Origin of the sequence: Massilia cellulosiltytica, assembly GCF_047325105.1 — a bacterium.
Lineage (GTDB): Bacteria > Pseudomonadota > Gammaproteobacteria > Burkholderiales > Burkholderiaceae_D > Telluria > Telluria orientalis.
Genome location: NZ_CP168562.1, coordinates 1,766,976 through 1,781,975, shown reverse-complemented (window position 1 = coordinate 1,781,975; position 15,000 = coordinate 1,766,976). Strand labels below are relative to the sequence as shown.

The following is a 15,000-nucleotide window of genomic DNA, read 5'->3' as shown; positions in this document are numbered from 1 at the left end:
GCAAGTAAAAGTGCCCGGACGACTGTCAAAATTGCCAAAGAAAGAGAATTTTCTTACTGTTAGTCGTCACAATGCGACGGTCGGGCATTCTTCCGGGAATGTCGAATTCGTAACTTAACAGGATGCTACCGGGCCGCATTTCGCTCTCCGCCTTGCGCCACAGTCCCGCCATCGCCGCCGGCGACAGATAGGCGAACACGACATCGTAGTGACCAAAATTCACCGTTTCGTAGTCGGCGCGCAGGAAGCGCGCGCGGCTGCCCGACAGTTTCCCGCGCAGGCGGCTGGCGAACCACGGCAGCGGCGCCAGTTCGATGCCGTCCACCTGAGAATCGGGACGGCGCCGCGCCAGGTCGAGCACGAGACCACCAAGGCCGCTGCCCACGTCCGCGATCGCGAGCGGACGGTCCGCGGGCAGCACACCGGCGACGGCATCACGGGCAGCACGCCCGGACGGGTAGTACGGCACCTGCGTGCGGAACGTCGACCAATATATTAGAAGGAACAGCACGAACAGCACGAGGAACACGCCCGGCGGCAGCTCGAAGCCGCGCGCCAGCAGCACGCCGGTCGGGAACACGAGTTCGATGGCCCGCCACCAGATGGCGAGCCGGAAGCCCCAGGCCAGCAGTGCGGCAAAGACGCCCTGGATGAGGGCGACACACTCCCACGATATGGGCAACCGCGCGGGTACGCCCGCACGGGCGAGCAGCCAGACGGCGATCAGGGTGAGAGGGAAAGCGCCGGCCTGGGCCAGCAGCGCGCGGACGGACGGCGCCGCGAACGCGCGGCGCGAGGCAGGCTGGGTCATCGACCTGGAGGGAAAACCGCTCAGGCGGCGGCGAGTGCGGCGGCGTCCTTGGCCTTGCGGGTCTTGCCGGCGCGCGAAGGCATGTGGCACAGGCCGCACTGGTAATCGTTGTTCAGGTCGAGGGCGTTGACGACGTATTTACCCTGGCATTTGGAGCACGGTGCCAGTTGGAGCATATTGCCCTGGAAGAAGCGCACGAGGGTCCAGGCGCGGGTCAGCGACAGCAGCGGCTCTTCGCCCGCGGCCGGCGGCATTTGTTCCAGGTACAGCTTGTACGCCTTCATCACGGCCTCGATGCCCGTGGCACCGGCATACTCGACCAGGAATTTATAGATGTTGATGTACAGCGAAGCGTGGATATTCGGTTGCCACGTCAGGAACCAGTCGGTCGAGAACGGCAGCATGCCCTTCGGCGGCGACACACCCTTCAGTTCCTTGTACAGCTTGATCAGGCGCTCGCGCGACAGGGAGACTTCGCTTTCCAGCAGTTGGAGGCGTGCACCGAGCTGGATCAGTTCGATGGCCAGCTGGATTTCCTGGGCTTCCGAGACGACGCTTTTCTTGGTCATGCTGTTCTCCGTGACTTCGATTCTGTTTGCTGGCTGCTGGCTGGATTCGGGGTCAGAGCGCAAAAAGGCAACTTCGCGCTCTGACCCCCGGCTTCGTTCTCTGCCGGGGGTGTGCGACCTCCGGTTTCGTTCTCTGCCGGGGGTGTGCGGTGTTCGATGTCAGGCGATTTCTTCTGCGGGCTGGCCAGCCATCAGGATGGCGGCGTGCGACTGGGCGAGGGCACGGTCCTTGCTGTGGCTCGTCAGCATGCCGAGGATCGCGGCGTCGTCGAAGCGGAAGCGGGCCAGCATCATGTTGCCGCCGGCGAGTTTCAGGATCTGGGCGTTGCTCATGCCTTCGATCAGGTCGGCGATGTCGGCCGAGATGCCGAGACGGAAAATTGCGGTGACCTTGTCCGCGCGAATCATCTGCTGTGCCAGCATCAGGTAGCTCAGGTTCGCATCACGAATTTCAGCCATCATGTCGTTCGCAGTCATTTCCATCTCTCCGTTTGATCTATCTGTGAGGCGTTGTGTGTTGCCGGTGAGATAGATTCTGACTGTGAGGAAACTTTTGGAGAATAGGAGACTGTCTGTATTTTTCGTCCGGCAAAGACGAGATCGATCCGTAGGAGTTTGTCTGACAAACCCTGCCGAATCGTGGTGGCTCCCCTATGAAAAGGGGCCGGAAGAATGATATGCAACCGGGGCGATTTCCTGCCCTTCGACGTCGCCAACAACGTATTGCTGTGTTGGTTTACGTCAACGGTTTCGGGAACTTTAGGGTTCCTCAAAAAATATTTTTTGTCCCTCAAGCAACCCTACTGACTCGTTATCGGACCGTTTTTGCCGAACTTTAGGGTGTCGACAAACTTTTTTTTCGATCCAATCCTGGTCATCTGAGACGGTTATCGTCAGCCTTCAGAGAAACTTTAGGGCCAGGACCAAAAATTTTTGAAAATTTTTTTCTGCGCCCGATTGATGTAAAACTGGCTACACTTCCCGCATGAACCTACCCACCTATGACATCGCCGCCGTCACCACGCGCGCGGCCTGCCTCGCGCTCGACGCCGCCGACCCGGCCGCGCCGCTGCGCGACCGTTTTGACCTGCCCGAGGGCGTCATCTACCTGGACGGCAATTCTCTGGGCGCCCGCCCGCGCGCCGCGCTCGACCGCACGCGCGACGTCGTCGGCCAGGAATGGGGCCAGGGACTGATCCGCAGCTGGAACACGGCCGGCTGGTTCGCCCTCCCCGGCCGGCTCGGCGACCGCCTCGCCCCGCTGATCGGCGCCACGGCCGGCGAAGTGGTCGTCACGGACACGACGTCGCTGAACCTGTTCAAGGCGCTGGCCGCCGCGCTGGCGATCCAGGCGGACCGCGACCCGGCCCGCAAGGTGCTCGTCACGGAACGCAGCAACTTCCCCACCGATATCTATATGGCGGACGGTCTCGCGCGCTGGCTGGACCGCGGCTACCGCATCCACCTCGTCGACTCGCCCGAGGAACTGGAAGCGGCCGTCGACGCGGATTGCGCCGTGCTGATGCTCACGCACGTGAACTACCGCACGGGGCGCATGCACGACATGGCCGCGCTGACGCGCCACGCGCACGCCTGCGGCGCCCTCGTGCTGTGGGACCTCGCCCACTCGGCCGGCGCCGTGCCGGTGGACCTGAACGGGGCCGACGCCGACTTCGCGGTGGGCTGCACCTATAAATACCTGAACGGCGGCCCGGGCGCCCCGGCCTTCATCTGGGTGCCCAGGCGTCACCAGGCCGCGTTCCGCCATCCGCTCACGGGCTGGTGGAGCCACGCGGCGCCGTTCGCCATGGCGCACGGGTTCGAGGCCGCCGACGGCATCGGACGCGCGCTGTGCGGCACGCAGCCGGTCGTGTCGCTCGCGCTCGTCGAGTGCGGGCTGGAGATCTTCGAAGCCACCAGCATGGCCGCCCTGCGCGCCAAATCGCTGGCGCTGACGGACCTGTTCATCGCGCTGGCGGAAAGCCGCTGCGCCGCCCACCCGCTGGGCCTCGTCACGCCGCGCGAGCATGCCGCGCGCGGGAGCCAGGTGAGCTTCACGCATCCGCACGGGTATGCGGTGATGCAGGCGCTGATCGCGCGCGGCGTCATCGGCGACTACCGCGAGCCGGAAATCATGCGCTTCGGCTTCACGCCGCTGTACACCAGTTTCGCGGACGTCTGGGACGCCGTGGAGATACTGCGCGACATCCTCGACCGCGCCGACTACGACACCCGCGCCGAGCGCAGCGCCGTGACCTGAGGAGGCACCGTGGACACCGATAAAAAAGACCCGCAGTGGCACGGCGCACAGATGGATTTCAGCCGCAGCATGAGCTACGGCGACTACCTGGGCCTGGACCAGATCCTGTCGGCCCAGCACCCGCTGTCGCCGAACCACAACGAGATGCTGTTCATCGTCCAGCACCAGACGAGCGAGCTGTGGATCAAGCTGATGCTGCACGAGCTGCAGGCCGTGCGCGCCCACATCCGCGCGGACGACCTGCCGCCCGCTTTTAAAATGCTGGCGCGGGTGGCGCGCATCATGGACCAGCTGGTGCACGCCTGGGACGTGCTGGCCACGATGACGCCCCCGGAATACAGCGCGATCCGCCCCTACCTGGCGTCGTCCTCGGGCTTCCAGTCGTTCCAGTACCGCGAGCTGGAATTCATCCTCGGGAACAAGAATGCCGCCATGCTGGCCGTGCACAAGGCCTCGCCCGAGCACCACGCGCTGCTCGAGCGCGAACTGCACGCGCCGTCGATCTACGACGAAGCCGTGCGGCTGCTGGCCCGCACCGGCCTCGCCATCGCGCCAGGCCGGCTGGACGTCGACCCGACGCAGCCGACCGTCCACGACGACAGCGTGATGGCCGCGTGGCTCGAGGTCTACCGCGATCCGGAGCACCACTGGGCCCTGTACGAACTGGCCGAAAAGCTGGTGGACCTGGAGACGGCCTTCCGGTTCTGGCGCTTCCGCCACGTGTCGACGGTGGAGCGCATCATCGGCTTCAAGACCGGCACGGGCGGCACGGCGGGCGTGAGCTACCTGCGCAAGATGCTGGACGTCGTACTGTTCCCCGAGCTGTTCGCGCTGCGCACGGCGCTGTAGCGGCGCGCCATCGTACAATGGCCGGCAAGACCACACTGGAGCGAACATGAAGTGCGACATCCTGACCCTGGCCGGCCTGTGGAACTCGGGCCCGCAGCACTGGCAGACCCATTGGGAACGTAAATATCCCGCCTGGACACGGGTGCCGCATCGCGACTGGAACAACCCGGACCGCGACGAATGGGTGGCCGAACTGGATGCCGCCATCGCCGAGTGCGAGGGCCGGCCGATCCTCGTCGCGCACAGCCTCGCCTGCATGCTGGTGGCGCAATGGGCGCAGTCCGGATCGAAGCTCAAGATCGCCGGCGCCTTCCTCGTCGCGCCGAGCGACGTCGAAGCGGCGTCCTACCCGATCGATGCCAACGGCTTCAGGCCGATCCCGCTGGCAAAGCTGCCGTTCCCGTCCATCGTCGTCGCCAGCAGCAACGACGAATACGTGGCCCCGGACCGCGCGCGCATGTTCGCCCAGGCGTGGGGCAGCAAGCTGGTGGAGATCGGACCGGCGGGCCACATCAACGGCGGCAGCGGCTACGGTCCATGGCCGGAGGGCGAAGCGATGCTCGACGAATTCTGCCGCGACCTGAACCCGTAACGCCGGACGGCACGATGACCCCGGCGCGGGCCGGCGCGCTCGACGCGCGCTTCTCCCTCTACCTCGACCTCGCGCGCGCCTGCGCCGCGCTGGCCGTCGTGGTGGCGCACTTCGGCTATTTCCGCATCTTCGACGACGCCCAGATCGCCCACATCCCCGACTTCGGGCGCGAGGCGGTCATCGCGTTCTTCGTGCTGTCCGGCTTCGTGATCGCGTACAGCGCCGAACACAAGAACCTGACGGCGCCGAGCTACGTCGTGGCGCGGGCGGCGCGCCTGTATTCCGTCGTGCTGCCCGTGCTGGCCCTGGCCTTCATCCTGGCGACGGTCGTGCAGGACGTGCTGCACGTGCCCATCGACGACTCGTACGAGCTGCGCCGCCCCTGGCTGTACGTGCCGTTCCACCTCGCCTTCCTGGGCGACGCATGGAGCTTCGTCGAGCGGCCGCCGTGGCTGATCCCGTACTGGTCGCTCGATTACGAAGCCTGGTATTACGTGCTGTTCGGCGTCTTCCATTTCACGAAGGGACGGCGCCGCTGGCTCGCCGCCGGTGCCGTGCTGGCGGTCGTCGGCCCGCGCCTGTGGCTGCTGCTGCCCGTGTGGCTGTCCGGCGTCGCGCTGTACCGCCTGCAGGGCCGGCTGACGTTCGGTCCCGCCCTCGCGCGCGCCGGCTGGATGCTGTCCGTCGTCCTGATCGGCCTGTGGGGCTGGTTCGACCCGGAACCCTACCTGCGCGACGTCGCCAACGGCCTGTGGCCCTTCGCCGGCATCCGCATGGGCAGCGCCGACCGCGTGCTGGCCGACTACGCCGTCATGCTGCTCGTGCTGCTGAATTTCGCCTGCGCGCGCCAGGCGGAATTCGACACCCTGCCGCGGCTGGCGCGACCGATCCGCTTCGTGGCTGGACATACGTTCACGCTCTACCTGTCGCATGGAATCGTGATCGGGCTGTGGCAATCGCTGCTGCCGATCGAGCGCGGGGCGGCGCACGAGATCCTCGCGATCGGCACCGCGATCGCCGTCGTGGCGCTGGCGTTGAATCCGCTCACCGAAGCGCTGCAGCGGGTGCTGCGGCGGGCGATTGCTGCCGCCCTGTCGCTGGGTGCGCGCGGACTGGGTATGCGGACCTGAATCCAGGTCGAAAAAAAAGCCGGGCAGTGCCCGGCTTCCATGATGACGCGCTTACTTGGCCGCCGTCGCCAGCAGCATCTCGTTCAGGCGCTTCACGAACGCCGCCGGATCCGTCAGGCTGCCGCCTTCGGCCAGCATGGCCTGGTCGAACAGGATGTGCGCCCAGTCGCCGAAACGCGGGCTCGCGGCGTCCTCGTACTTCAGGCGCGTGACGAGCGGATGGTTCGGGTTGATCTCGAGGATCGGCTTCGACTCCGGCGCATCCTGGCCGGCCGCCTTCAGCATGCGCACGAGGTTCGCGGACAGTTCGTGTTCGTCCGCCACGAGGCAGGCCGGCGAATCCGTCAGGCGGAACGTGACGCGCACGTCCTTGGCCTTGTCGGCCAGCGCCCCCTTCATCTTCTCGACGAGATCCTTGTACTGCGTCTCGGTCTCTTCGTGCTCCTTCTTCTCGGCCTCGTCCTCGAGCTTGCCCAGGTCCAGGCCGCCCTTCGCGACCGACACCAGTTCCTTGCCGTCGAAGTCGTTCAGGAACGACAGCATCCACTCGTCCACGCGGTCGGTCAGCAGCAGCACTTCGACGCCCTTCTTGCGGAAGATCTCCAGGTGCGGGCTGTTCTTCGCGGCGTTGTAGTTATCCGCCGTGACGTAGTAAATCTTGTCCTGGCCTTCCTTCATGCGGCCGATGTAGTCGGCGAACGACACGGTCTGGTCCGGGGAATCCGTCTGCGTCGACGCGAAGCGCAGCAGCTTGGCGATGCGGTCCTTGTTGGTGGCATCCTCGCCGATGCCTTCCTTCAGCACCTGGCCGAATTCCTTCCAGAAGGTCGCGTACTTGTCCTTGCCTTCCTGCTCGTCGCTGTTGGCCATCTCTTCCAGCATGCCCAGCACGCGCTTGGTCGAGCCTTCGCGGATCACGCGCACGTCGCGCGATTCCTGCAGGATCTCGCGCGAGACGTTCAGCGGCAGGTCGTTCGAATCGATCACGCCCTTCACGAAGCGCAGGTAGACCGGCATCAGCTGTTCGGCGTCGTCCATGATGAAGACGCGCTTCACGTACAGCTTGATGCCGCCGCGCTTGTTGCGGTCCCACAGGTCGAACGGGGCGTGGCCCGGCACGTACAGCAGCTGCGTATATTCGCTGCGGCCTTCGACGCGGTTGTGCGTGTAGGCGAGCGGCGGCTGGAAGTCGTGCGAGACGTGTTTATAAAACTCTTCGTACTGCTCTTTGGTGATGTCCGACTTCGAGCGGGCCCACAGCGCGGACGCCTGGTTGACGGTCTCGAATTCGTCCTTGACGACGGTTTCCTTCTTCTCCTCGTCCCACTCTTCCTTCTTCATCTCGATCGGGAGCGAGATGTGGTCGGAGTACTTGCGGATGATGGACTTCAGCTTCCACGACGACAGCAGCTCTTCCTCGCCTTCGCGCAGGTGCAGGACGATGTCGGTGCCGCGGCTGGTCTTCTCGACCTGCTCGACGGTGTAGTCGCCCTCGCCCGTCGATTCCCAACGGACGCCGTCCGCCGCGTCGGCGCCCGCGCGGCGGGTCTCGACGGTGACGCGGTCGGCCACGATGAAGGCCGAGTAGAAGCCCACGCCGAACTGGCCGATCAGCGCGGCGTCGGCCTGCTGGTCGCCCGACAGCCTGCTGAAGAATTCCTTCGTGCCCGACTTGGCGATCGTGCCCAGGTGCGAGATCACTTCGTCGCGGCTCATGCCGATGCCGTTGTCGGAAATGGTGACGGTCTTCGCATCCTTGTCGAACAGGACCTTGATCTTCAGTTCATGGTCGTTGCCGTACAGGCTGTCGTTGTTGATGGCCTCGAAACGCAGCTTGTCGGCCGCGTCGGACGCATTGGAAATCAGTTCTCGAAGGAAAATCTCCTTGTTCGAATACAAGGAGTGGATCATCAGTTGCAGCAGCTGTTTGACTTCTGCTTGGAACCCAAGGGTTTCTTTTTCGGCGACAGCCATCTTTTATATCCTCGTGACTAACAGGGTTGGACAGACCGGTTCGATATTGGGATACCAACAGGGATTTCAAGAGCTATTTTTTCCGAATCGCATTTCTTATACATACACTAAGATTCTCGACTTTTTGACCGAGTCGGCATAACGTTGCGGTCGGCCGAAATTTTTTTGCGCGGGCGTGTCGAAACCGTGGAAGCCCGATCGTCGTACGGATGGCGGCACCCACAACCACTCACGAAGGAGAAACATCATGACCCAGCAAGTGCGTCCCATCCCCGAAGGCTTCCACACGATCACCCCGCACCTCGTCTGCAGCGGCGCGGCCGACGCGCTGACGTTCTACGCGCAGGCCTTCGGCGCCGTCGAAATGAGCCGCATGCCCGGCCCGGACGGCAAGATCATGCATGCCCAGATGCGCATCGGCGACTCGATCTTCATGCTGGCCGACGACTTCCCCGACTACGGTTGCGTCGGCCCGCTGGCCCTGAAGAACACGCCCGTCTACATCCACCTGTACGTGGAAGACGTCGACGCCGCCTACGCCCGCGCCATCGACGCGGGCGGCAAGCCGATCATGCAGGTCGCCGACATGTTCTGGGGCGACCGCTACGGCCAGCTCGAGGACCCGTTCGGCCACCGCTGGTCGATCGCCACCCACAAGCGCGACATGACGCCCGAGCAGATCCGGGAAGAAATGCAGCAATCGATGGGCCAGGGCTGCGAAGGAGCACAGCAATGAAATTCATGGTGATCGTGAAGGCCAGCGCGGCCTCGGAAGCCGGCATCATGCCGAGCGAAAAACTGTTTACGGACATGGGCAATTTCAACGAGGAACTCGTCAAGGCCGGCGTCATGCTGGCCGGCGAGGGCCTGATGCCCAGTGCCAAAGGCGCCCGCATCCGGTTCAATGGGAACCAGCGCACCGTGATCGACGGTCCGTTCACGGAAACGAAGGAACTCGTGGCCGGTTTCTGGCTGATCGAGGTGGGTTCGAAGGAAGAAGCCATCGAGTGGTTCAAGCGCTGCCCGAATCCGCACGAAGGTGTCGAGAGCGAGATCGAAATCCGCCAGATCTTCGGCCCCGACGACTTCGGCACGGACCTCCCGGCCGACGTGCGCGAACAGGAAGACCGCCTGCGCGAACAAATGGCGGCACGCTAAGGAGACCACCATGCAGTTCATGCTCATCCGTACCGACAACGGCACGCGCGCCGCGGCCGCCGACCCGCAGGCCGTGCTGGACGACCTGCTGCGCCGCCTGCCGGGCGGCCAGGCGGCGACCGCCGACGGTCCGCGCGCCCCCGCGCTCGCGCTGGCCTTCGCGCCGGACGCCGACGCGCGGCGCCTGAAACTGTGGCCCGGCGGCGAAGCCGTGACCTCCGGCCCCTTCCCGGCCGGCGAGCGCCTGCCGGCCGGTTTCGCCGTGTTCGAGGCGCCGTCGCGCGCCGCGGCGCTGGCATGGCTGCAGGCCAATGGCGTGGTCTCCGCCAAGGACGACGTCACGGTGGAATTGCGCGAGACGGGTTGCCCCGGCGGCTGCGCGGGCATCCCGCCCGGCGCGGCCGGCGACGACACGTGCTACGCGATCCTGCTGCGCTCCGACGCCGGCACCGAGCGCGACGCCATCCCGCTGCAGGAAAAGCTGGACCGGCTGAACGCCTTCAACGCCATCCACGCGGCGGCCGGCACGCTGCTGGCCGGCGACGGCCTGAAATCCACGGCGCGCGGCGCCCGCGTGCGCGTCGCGAACGGCGGCGCCAGCATCATCGACGGCCCGTTCGCGGAAGCCAAGGAACTGATCGCCGGCTTCTGGATGATCCGCGCACCGTCGATCGATGCCGCGCTGGACTGGGCGCGCACGCTGCCCTATCCGACGGGGCCGGAAGTCGAGGTCGAGGTCCGGCCGGTGGCGCTGATCGCGCCGCTCGGCAAGCACGCGCCAGCGGACGAGACCACGGCCCGGCTGCGCGAGGATGCCAGCGTGCGCGCCGAACAGCTCGACGCCGCCCTGCGCGCCGAGCTGGCGCCGCAACCGGCCTGGGACCGTCCGTGACATGACGCGCGGCGCCGACACGGGCAAGATCGTCGAGGCCGTCTGGCGCATGGAGTCGGCGCGCATCGTCGGCGCGCTGACCCGCATGCTGCGCGACCTCGGCCGGGCCGAGGAACTCGCCCAGGACGCGCTGCTGGAAGCGCTGGAGCGCTGGCCGGCGGACGGCGTGCCGGACCGGCCCGGCGCCTGGCTGATGCAGGTGGCCAAGCGGCGCGCCCTCGACCACCTGCGCCACCACGCCATGCACGCCAGCAAGGAAGGCGAGCTGAGCTGGGAGATGGACAACCTGCTCGCGGACGGCGGTAGTTTCCGCGACCCGGCCGAGCTGGCCGCGCTGACGCAGGAGACCGCGGGCGAGATCGACGACGACGTGCTGCGCCTGATCTTCGTCTGCTGCCACCCCGTGCTGTCGGCCGAGGCGCGCGCGGCGCTGGCGCTGAAACTGCTGGGCGGTCTCGCCACCGGAGAAATCGCCCGCGCCTTCCTCGTGCCGGAAGCGACGGTCGCCCAGCGCGTCGTACGCGCCAAGCGCACGCTGGCGGAAGCGCGCGTGCCGTTCGAAGTGCCGCGCGACGACGAACTCAAGCCGCGCCTCGCGTCCGTGCTGCAGGTGATCTACCTGATCTACAACGAAGGCTATTCCGCGAGCGCAGGCAACGAATGGCTGCGGCCGACACTGTGCCGTGAGGCGCTGCGCCTGGGCCGCGTGCTCGCCGAACTGATGCCCGACGAGGGCGAAGTCCACGGCCTCGTCGCGCTGATGGAAATCCAGTCCTCGCGCGAGCGCGCCCGCACGGGCCCGGACGGCGCGCCGATCCTGCTGATGGACCAGGACCGTTCGCGCTGGGACCGGCTGCTGATCGGCCGCGGCCTGGCCGCGCTGGATCGCGCGGGCCGCCTCGGCGCGCTCGGCCCCTACGCGCTGCAGGCCGCCATCGCCGCCTGCCACGCGCGCGCGCTCACGCCCGACGCGACCGACTGGGCCCGCATCGCCGCGCTGTACGACGCGCTGTCCCAGCTGACGCCGTCGCCCGTCGTGGAACTGAACCGCGCCGTCGCGCTGGGCATGGCCTACGGCCCCGACGCGGGCCTCGCCCTCGCCGACGCGCTGCTCGACGTGCCTGCGCTCCGCATGTACCACCTGCTGCCGAGCGTGCGCGGCGACCTGCTGGCGAAACTGGGCCGGCATGCGGAAGCGAAAGCGGAGTTCGAACGGGCTGCCAGCCTCACGCAGAACGAGCGCGAGCAGGCGCTGCTGCTGGAGCGGGCGCGGTCGAGCGCGCTACTGGAAAGATAGGCCCGTGGGCAAGATCGACCTCAAGAAAGACCTCAAGCATCTGTACCAGCCGTCCGCGCGCGACGTCGTGCAGGTGGACGTCCCCGCAATCCGCTACCTGATGATCGACGGCGCGGGCGATCCGAACACGTCGCCGCACTATGCGCGGGCCGTGGAAGCGCTGTTCTCCGTGTCCTATACGGCCAAGTTCATGGTCAAGAAGGGACCGGCGGGCATCGACTACGCGGTGATGCCGCTGGAGGGCCTGTGGTGGTCGGACGACATGGCGTCGTTCGTCGCCAACGACCGGACGAAGTGGCAATGGACGATGATGATCCACCAGCCGGCGTTCGTCGACGAGTCGCTGCTACGCGACGCGCTGGCGGAAGTGAAGCGCAAGAAGGGACTGGACACCGTCGACGCACTGCGGATCGAACGTTTTACGGAAGGCCCGTGCGCCCAGGTCCTGCACGTCGGCCCGTTCACCGCAGAAGGTCCGACGATCCAGCGGGTGCACGATTTCATCGAGGCGCGCGGCCGCCTCGCCGGCAAGCACCACGAAATCTACCTGAGCGACATCCGCCGCGCCGATCCGGCCCGGTGGAAGACGGTCATTCGCCAGCCGATGGCGTAGCGGACAGGAACGGCGCCAGGGCCTGCCCGGCCGCGGCCGGATTGATGGCGCGTGCCTGCAGCGCATGCATGGCGGCGACGACGTCGGCCTGGCGGCCGCCGTCGTGCAACAGCGTCTGGTTGTCGGCCATGGCACGCAGCAGCTGGGTGGTGAGGCGGTCCAGCTCTGGGCGGATGGTCTTGCCGAGGTCGGGCGCGTCGTCGAAGCGGCCCGCGCCCTCCGCTTGCCAGCGCTCGTACAGCGCGCGCTGCACCGTCTTGGAGGCGTCGATCTGCGCGCGGAACACGGTGCGTATCCATGCCTCCGGCAGGCCCAGCGCGCTTCCCTGGCGCACTGCCGCGGCGATGACTTGTTCTTCGCGCGGCAGGTCTTCGATGGCGGCCTGCGTATTCCACTTGGCCCGCGCCACATCCTGCGCCAGCAGCAGGCGCTGGTCGATGGCCTGGCGCAGCGGCTCCAGCCCCCAGGGGAACGCCAGCCATCGATCCAGGCGCTGCGGCACGTCGCCATTGTCGAGGCGCTGCTGCAGCCAGCGGTCGACGTACGTCTTCAGCGCCGCATCGCGCGGCAGCAGGATGGCCTTCTGCGCCATGTCGAACGGCGCCTCCGGATGCACCGCGCACAGCTGCGGATGCAGGCGCTGCTGCAAACGGGTTTCGATGGCGTCGGTGATCATGAGGTCGGCCGCACCGCTGACGATCTGGCCGAAGATGGTCACATTGTCCGGGTACACGGTCAGCCGGGCGTGCGGCGCCCGGGCACGGGCGAAGCGTTCGTTGGTGCCGCCCGGATTGACGATCAGCCGCACCTCCGGCCGGTCGATCTGCGCCAGCGTTTGGAAGCGGGCGGCGTTCTCGCAGCGCGTGATCGGGGTCTTGCCATCGTGCAGATAGGGCACCGAGAACAGCGCCTCCCGTCGACGCTCGGCCGTCACCGAGACGCCGCTCAGTGCGAGGTCGAACTTGTCCGCCCCCAGGTCGGCCATCAGCGTCGGCCAGGTGGTCGGCACCAGTTCCAGCCGCACGCCGAGCGAGCGCGCCAGTTCGCCCGCCAGCTCCACATCCATGCCGATGAACCCGCCGCCGGCCTGCCGGTAGCTGAAGGGCTTGTAGTCGCCCGTACTGCCCACGCGCAGCACGCCGCGCGCGGCGATGTCGTCCAGTCGGCCGGCCTGCGCCGGCGTCAGTGCAGCTGCCAGCAGGACGGCTATCCAGGCTCCATGAATCGTTGCGGCGCGCATGCTGTTCCTTTGTCTGTCCGTAGCGGACCGCGCAGCGTAGGACAAGAGAATATGCCTGTCAAGCCGGGCCAAGCACCGCCGCGAGCCCGTCGAAGACGAACGCCGTGAACACCCGGATCCGCTGCACGCGCCTCAGGTCGGGATGCGTGAGGATCCACACGTCCGTGTCCAGCGCCGGATCGGGATCGGCCAGCCGGACGAGCCCCGGCCGCGCATCCGCCAGCAAACACAGCAGCATGCCGGCACCCAGGCCGGCCTCGACGGCCGCCGCCATGCCCAGCAGCGTATCCACGCTGGCGGCGATTTTGTCCGCCGGCACGTGCTCGCGCAGCCAGCGGGCCTGGCGCAGGTGCGCGAGGCTGTCGTCGGGCGCGATCCACTCGTGGTCTCCGCGCGGCCGCTGCGCCAGATACGCCGTCGACGCGTACGGCGCCGTGCGCAGGGTGCCGGCCTTGCGGCCGACGAGGTTGTCGGGCGGCATGTTCGACGGCCGGATGGCGACGTCCGCATCGCGCTTCGACAGATTCAGGAAGCTGTTGTTGACCGTGATCTGCAACTGGATGCCGGGGTAGCGCGCGCGAAAATCCGCCAGCACCGGCAGCAGCACGGCCATCAGGGTATCGGTCGTCGTGACGCGGATCGTGCCCTGCAGTGCCGCATCCTGCCCGGCCAGCTTCCGCTCGATGTCCTGCATGCCCTCGCCGATCGGGGTCAGCAGCGCCTGTAATTCCTCGCCGCTGGCCGTCAGCACGTAGCCGGTCTGGAAGCGCTCGAACAGGCGGACGTCGAGCGCGGTCTCCAATTTGTCCAGCCGGCGCAGTACCGTCGAGTGGCTCTGCCCGAACCGGCGCGCGGCGGCCGAGACGGAGCCGCCGCCCGCCACCGCCAGGAAGTATTGATAGTCGTCCCAGTCCATGGATATGCAAAAACAGACAAGCAATGTCTGAATAAATCGAATGTTCATCCATTTTTGCACAAGCTACGCTCTCCCTGTCCATCACAGGAGGAAAACATGTACACCGCTTATGTCGCCGACACCCCGAACGGCAGGAAACTCATCATCGCGCTGGAAGAACTCGGCCTGGACTACCGGGTCCGCCACGTCGACCTGGGCGCGGGCGAGCAGTTCGCGCCCGCGTTCTTGAAAATCAGCCCCAACAACAAGATCCCCGCGCTCGTCGACGACCACACCGGCCAGGGCATGTTCGAATCGTGCGCGATCCTGGCCCACCTCGGCCGCGCCACGGGCAGGTTGATCCCCGACGAGGATGTCGTGCTGCAATGGCTGTTCCTGCAGGCGGCCAGCGTCGGGCCGATGCTGGGCCAGCTGTGGTGGTTCAGGCACGCGGCCCCGGAACGCAACGCGATGGCGCTGGACCGCTACACGCGCGAAACGCAGCGGCTCTACGGCGTGATCGAGCGCCGCCTCGCCGTCTCGGCCTGGATCGCGGGCGACGCGTACACGATGGCGGACATCGCGTTCTACCCGTGGCTGGCCACCTATGACGAGCTGGGCATCGCCCCACGCGACTATCCGCACGTGGACGCCTGGCTGCGCAGGATCGACGAGCGCCCGGCCGTCGCGCGGGCCCGGATCAAGATGCGGCAGGCCTGA

General features: G+C 66.6%; 16 protein-coding genes and 1 pseudogene. 10 read left to right on the top strand and 7 right to left on the bottom strand.

What is annotated here, in order from left to right; all coding sequences use genetic code 11:
* Positions 1-25 precede the first annotated feature (25 nt).
* From ACEN9H_RS07945 to flhD, 3 genes are all read right to left on the bottom strand, one after another.
* Positions 26-811: a class I SAM-dependent methyltransferase gene (locus ACEN9H_RS07945; protein ID WP_413674326.1), complete on the bottom strand. Its 786-nt coding sequence runs from the start codon at positions 809-811 to the stop codon at positions 26-28.
* Positions 812-831: 20 nt separating this feature from the next.
* A complete protein-coding gene (flhC, locus tag ACEN9H_RS07940) occupies positions 832-1,380 on the bottom strand; it encodes a flagellar transcriptional regulator FlhC (RefSeq protein ID WP_259447566.1) in 549 nt (182 codons plus the stop codon).
* Positions 1,381-1,539: 159 nt separating this feature from the next.
* The gene (flhD, locus tag ACEN9H_RS07935) at positions 1,540-1,857 is read right to left on the bottom strand and encodes a flagellar transcriptional regulator FlhD (RefSeq protein ID WP_036230363.1); all 318 of its coding nucleotides are present in this window, start codon (positions 1,855-1,857) and stop codon (positions 1,540-1,542) included.
* 508 nt (positions 1,858-2,365) lie between these two features.
* Between flhD and kynU the strand changes: the two genes are divergently transcribed.
* The 4 genes from kynU to ACEN9H_RS07915 are packed head-to-tail and all read left to right on the top strand — an operon-like array spanning position 2,366 to position 6,211.
* Positions 2,366-3,640, top strand: coding sequence for a kynureninase (kynU, locus tag ACEN9H_RS07930; RefSeq protein ID WP_413674325.1), 1,275 nt, complete (start codon positions 2,366-2,368; stop codon positions 3,638-3,640).
* Between the two features lie 51 nt (positions 3,641-3,691).
* Positions 3,692-4,489 (top strand): tryptophan 2,3-dioxygenase, encoded by a 798-nt coding sequence (gene kynA, locus ACEN9H_RS07925; protein ID WP_160410132.1) that lies wholly within the window; start codon positions 3,692-3,694, stop codon positions 4,487-4,489.
* A 46-nt stretch (positions 4,490-4,535) separates the two neighbouring features.
* Positions 4,536-5,081, top strand: coding sequence for an RBBP9/YdeN family alpha/beta hydrolase (locus tag ACEN9H_RS07920; RefSeq protein WP_371768173.1), 546 nt, complete (start codon positions 4,536-4,538; stop codon positions 5,079-5,081).
* Positions 5,082-5,095: 14 nt separating this feature from the next.
* The gene (locus ACEN9H_RS07915) at positions 5,096-6,211 is read left to right on the top strand and encodes an acyltransferase family protein (RefSeq protein WP_413674324.1); all 1,116 of its coding nucleotides are present in this window, start codon (positions 5,096-5,098) and stop codon (positions 6,209-6,211) included.
* Positions 6,212-6,262: 51 nt separating this feature from the next.
* Here the strand turns inward: ACEN9H_RS07915 and htpG are convergent, their stop codons facing one another.
* Entirely contained in the window at positions 6,263-8,185 is a 1,923-nt protein-coding gene (htpG, locus tag ACEN9H_RS07910; protein ID WP_056137222.1) for a molecular chaperone HtpG, read from the bottom strand.
* Positions 8,186-8,432: 247 nt separating this feature from the next.
* Here htpG and ACEN9H_RS07905 point away from each other — a divergent pair, with 247 nt between their 5' ends.
* From ACEN9H_RS07905 to ACEN9H_RS07885, 5 genes are read left to right on the top strand one after another with little or no spacing between them, the layout of a single operon-like run.
* Positions 8,433-8,921 (top strand): VOC family protein, encoded by a 489-nt coding sequence (locus tag ACEN9H_RS07905; protein ID WP_056137221.1) that lies wholly within the window; start codon positions 8,433-8,435, stop codon positions 8,919-8,921.
* The gene (locus tag ACEN9H_RS07900; RefSeq protein ID WP_056137220.1) at positions 8,918-9,343 is read left to right on the top strand and encodes a YciI family protein; all 426 of its coding nucleotides are present in this window, start codon (positions 8,918-8,920) and stop codon (positions 9,341-9,343) included. The genes ACEN9H_RS07905 and ACEN9H_RS07900 overlap by 4 nt, the downstream gene beginning before the upstream one ends.
* Before the next feature lie 10 nt (positions 9,344-9,353).
* Entirely contained in the window at positions 9,354-10,235 is an 882-nt protein-coding gene (locus ACEN9H_RS07895; RefSeq protein WP_413674323.1) for a YciI family protein, read from the top strand.
* Position 10,236: 1 nt separating this feature from the next.
* A complete protein-coding gene (locus ACEN9H_RS07890) occupies positions 10,237-11,532 on the top strand; it encodes an RNA polymerase sigma factor (protein WP_413674322.1) in 1,296 nt (431 codons plus the stop codon).
* 4 nt (positions 11,533-11,536) lie between these two features.
* Positions 11,537-12,145 carry a GyrI-like domain-containing protein gene (locus ACEN9H_RS07885; protein ID WP_413674321.1) on the top strand — a complete coding sequence of 203 codons (609 nt, stop codon included), beginning with the start codon at positions 11,537-11,539 and terminating at the stop codon, positions 12,143-12,145.
* Here ACEN9H_RS07885 and aroQ read toward each other — a convergent pair.
* The 3 genes and pseudogenes from aroQ to ACEN9H_RS07870 form a co-directional block, all read right to left on the bottom strand.
* Positions 12,123-12,596, bottom strand: a complete 474-nt coding sequence (gene aroQ, locus ACEN9H_RS07880) for a gamma subclass chorismate mutase AroQ (RefSeq protein ID WP_413675564.1) — start codon at positions 12,594-12,596, stop codon at positions 12,123-12,125. The genes ACEN9H_RS07885 and aroQ overlap by 23 nt on opposite strands.
* A 12-nt stretch (positions 12,597-12,608) precedes the next feature.
* Positions 12,609-13,385, bottom strand: a pseudogene (locus ACEN9H_RS07875) (transporter substrate-binding domain-containing protein); the annotation flags it as partial.
* A gap of 58 nt (positions 13,386-13,443) precedes the next feature.
* Positions 13,444-14,301 (bottom strand): LysR family transcriptional regulator, encoded by an 858-nt coding sequence (locus ACEN9H_RS07870; RefSeq protein WP_413674320.1) that lies wholly within the window; start codon positions 14,299-14,301, stop codon positions 13,444-13,446.
* Positions 14,302-14,397: 96 nt separating this feature from the next.
* Here ACEN9H_RS07870 and ACEN9H_RS07865 point away from each other — a divergent pair, with 96 nt between their 5' ends.
* Positions 14,398-15,000, top strand: coding sequence for a glutathione binding-like protein (locus ACEN9H_RS07865; protein ID WP_056137214.1), 603 nt, complete (start codon positions 14,398-14,400; stop codon positions 14,998-15,000).

Coding starts and splice junctions, on each gene's coding strand:
- ACEN9H_RS07945 (WP_413674326.1), bottom strand. CDS start 811: ATGACCCAGCCTGCCTCGCGCCGCGCGTTCGCGGCGCCGTCCGTCCGC.
- flhC (WP_259447566.1), bottom strand. CDS start 1,380: ATGACCAAGAAAAGCGTCGTCTCGGAAGCCCAGGAAATCCAGCTGGCC.
- flhD (WP_036230363.1), bottom strand. CDS start 1,857: ATGACTGCGAACGACATGATGGCTGAAATTCGTGATGCGAACCTGAGC.
- kynU (WP_413674325.1), top strand. CDS start 2,366: ATGAACCTACCCACCTATGACATCGCCGCCGTCACCACGCGCGCGGCC.
- kynA (WP_160410132.1), top strand. CDS start 3,692: ATGGATTTCAGCCGCAGCATGAGCTACGGCGACTACCTGGGCCTGGAC.
- ACEN9H_RS07920 (WP_371768173.1), top strand. CDS start 4,536: ATGAAGTGCGACATCCTGACCCTGGCCGGCCTGTGGAACTCGGGCCCG.
- ACEN9H_RS07915 (WP_413674324.1), top strand. CDS start 5,096: ATGACCCCGGCGCGGGCCGGCGCGCTCGACGCGCGCTTCTCCCTCTAC.
- htpG (WP_056137222.1), bottom strand. CDS start 8,185: ATGGCTGTCGCCGAAAAAGAAACCCTTGGGTTCCAAGCAGAAGTCAAA.
- ACEN9H_RS07905 (WP_056137221.1), top strand. CDS start 8,433: ATGACCCAGCAAGTGCGTCCCATCCCCGAAGGCTTCCACACGATCACC.
- ACEN9H_RS07900 (WP_056137220.1), top strand. CDS start 8,918: ATGAAATTCATGGTGATCGTGAAGGCCAGCGCGGCCTCGGAAGCCGGC.
- ACEN9H_RS07895 (WP_413674323.1), top strand. CDS start 9,354: ATGCAGTTCATGCTCATCCGTACCGACAACGGCACGCGCGCCGCGGCC.
- ACEN9H_RS07890 (WP_413674322.1), top strand. CDS start 10,237: ATGACGCGCGGCGCCGACACGGGCAAGATCGTCGAGGCCGTCTGGCGC.
- ACEN9H_RS07870 (WP_413674320.1), bottom strand. CDS start 14,301: ATGGACTGGGACGACTATCAATACTTCCTGGCGGTGGCGGGCGGCGGC.
- ACEN9H_RS07865 (WP_056137214.1), top strand. CDS start 14,398: ATGTACACCGCTTATGTCGCCGACACCCCGAACGGCAGGAAACTCATC.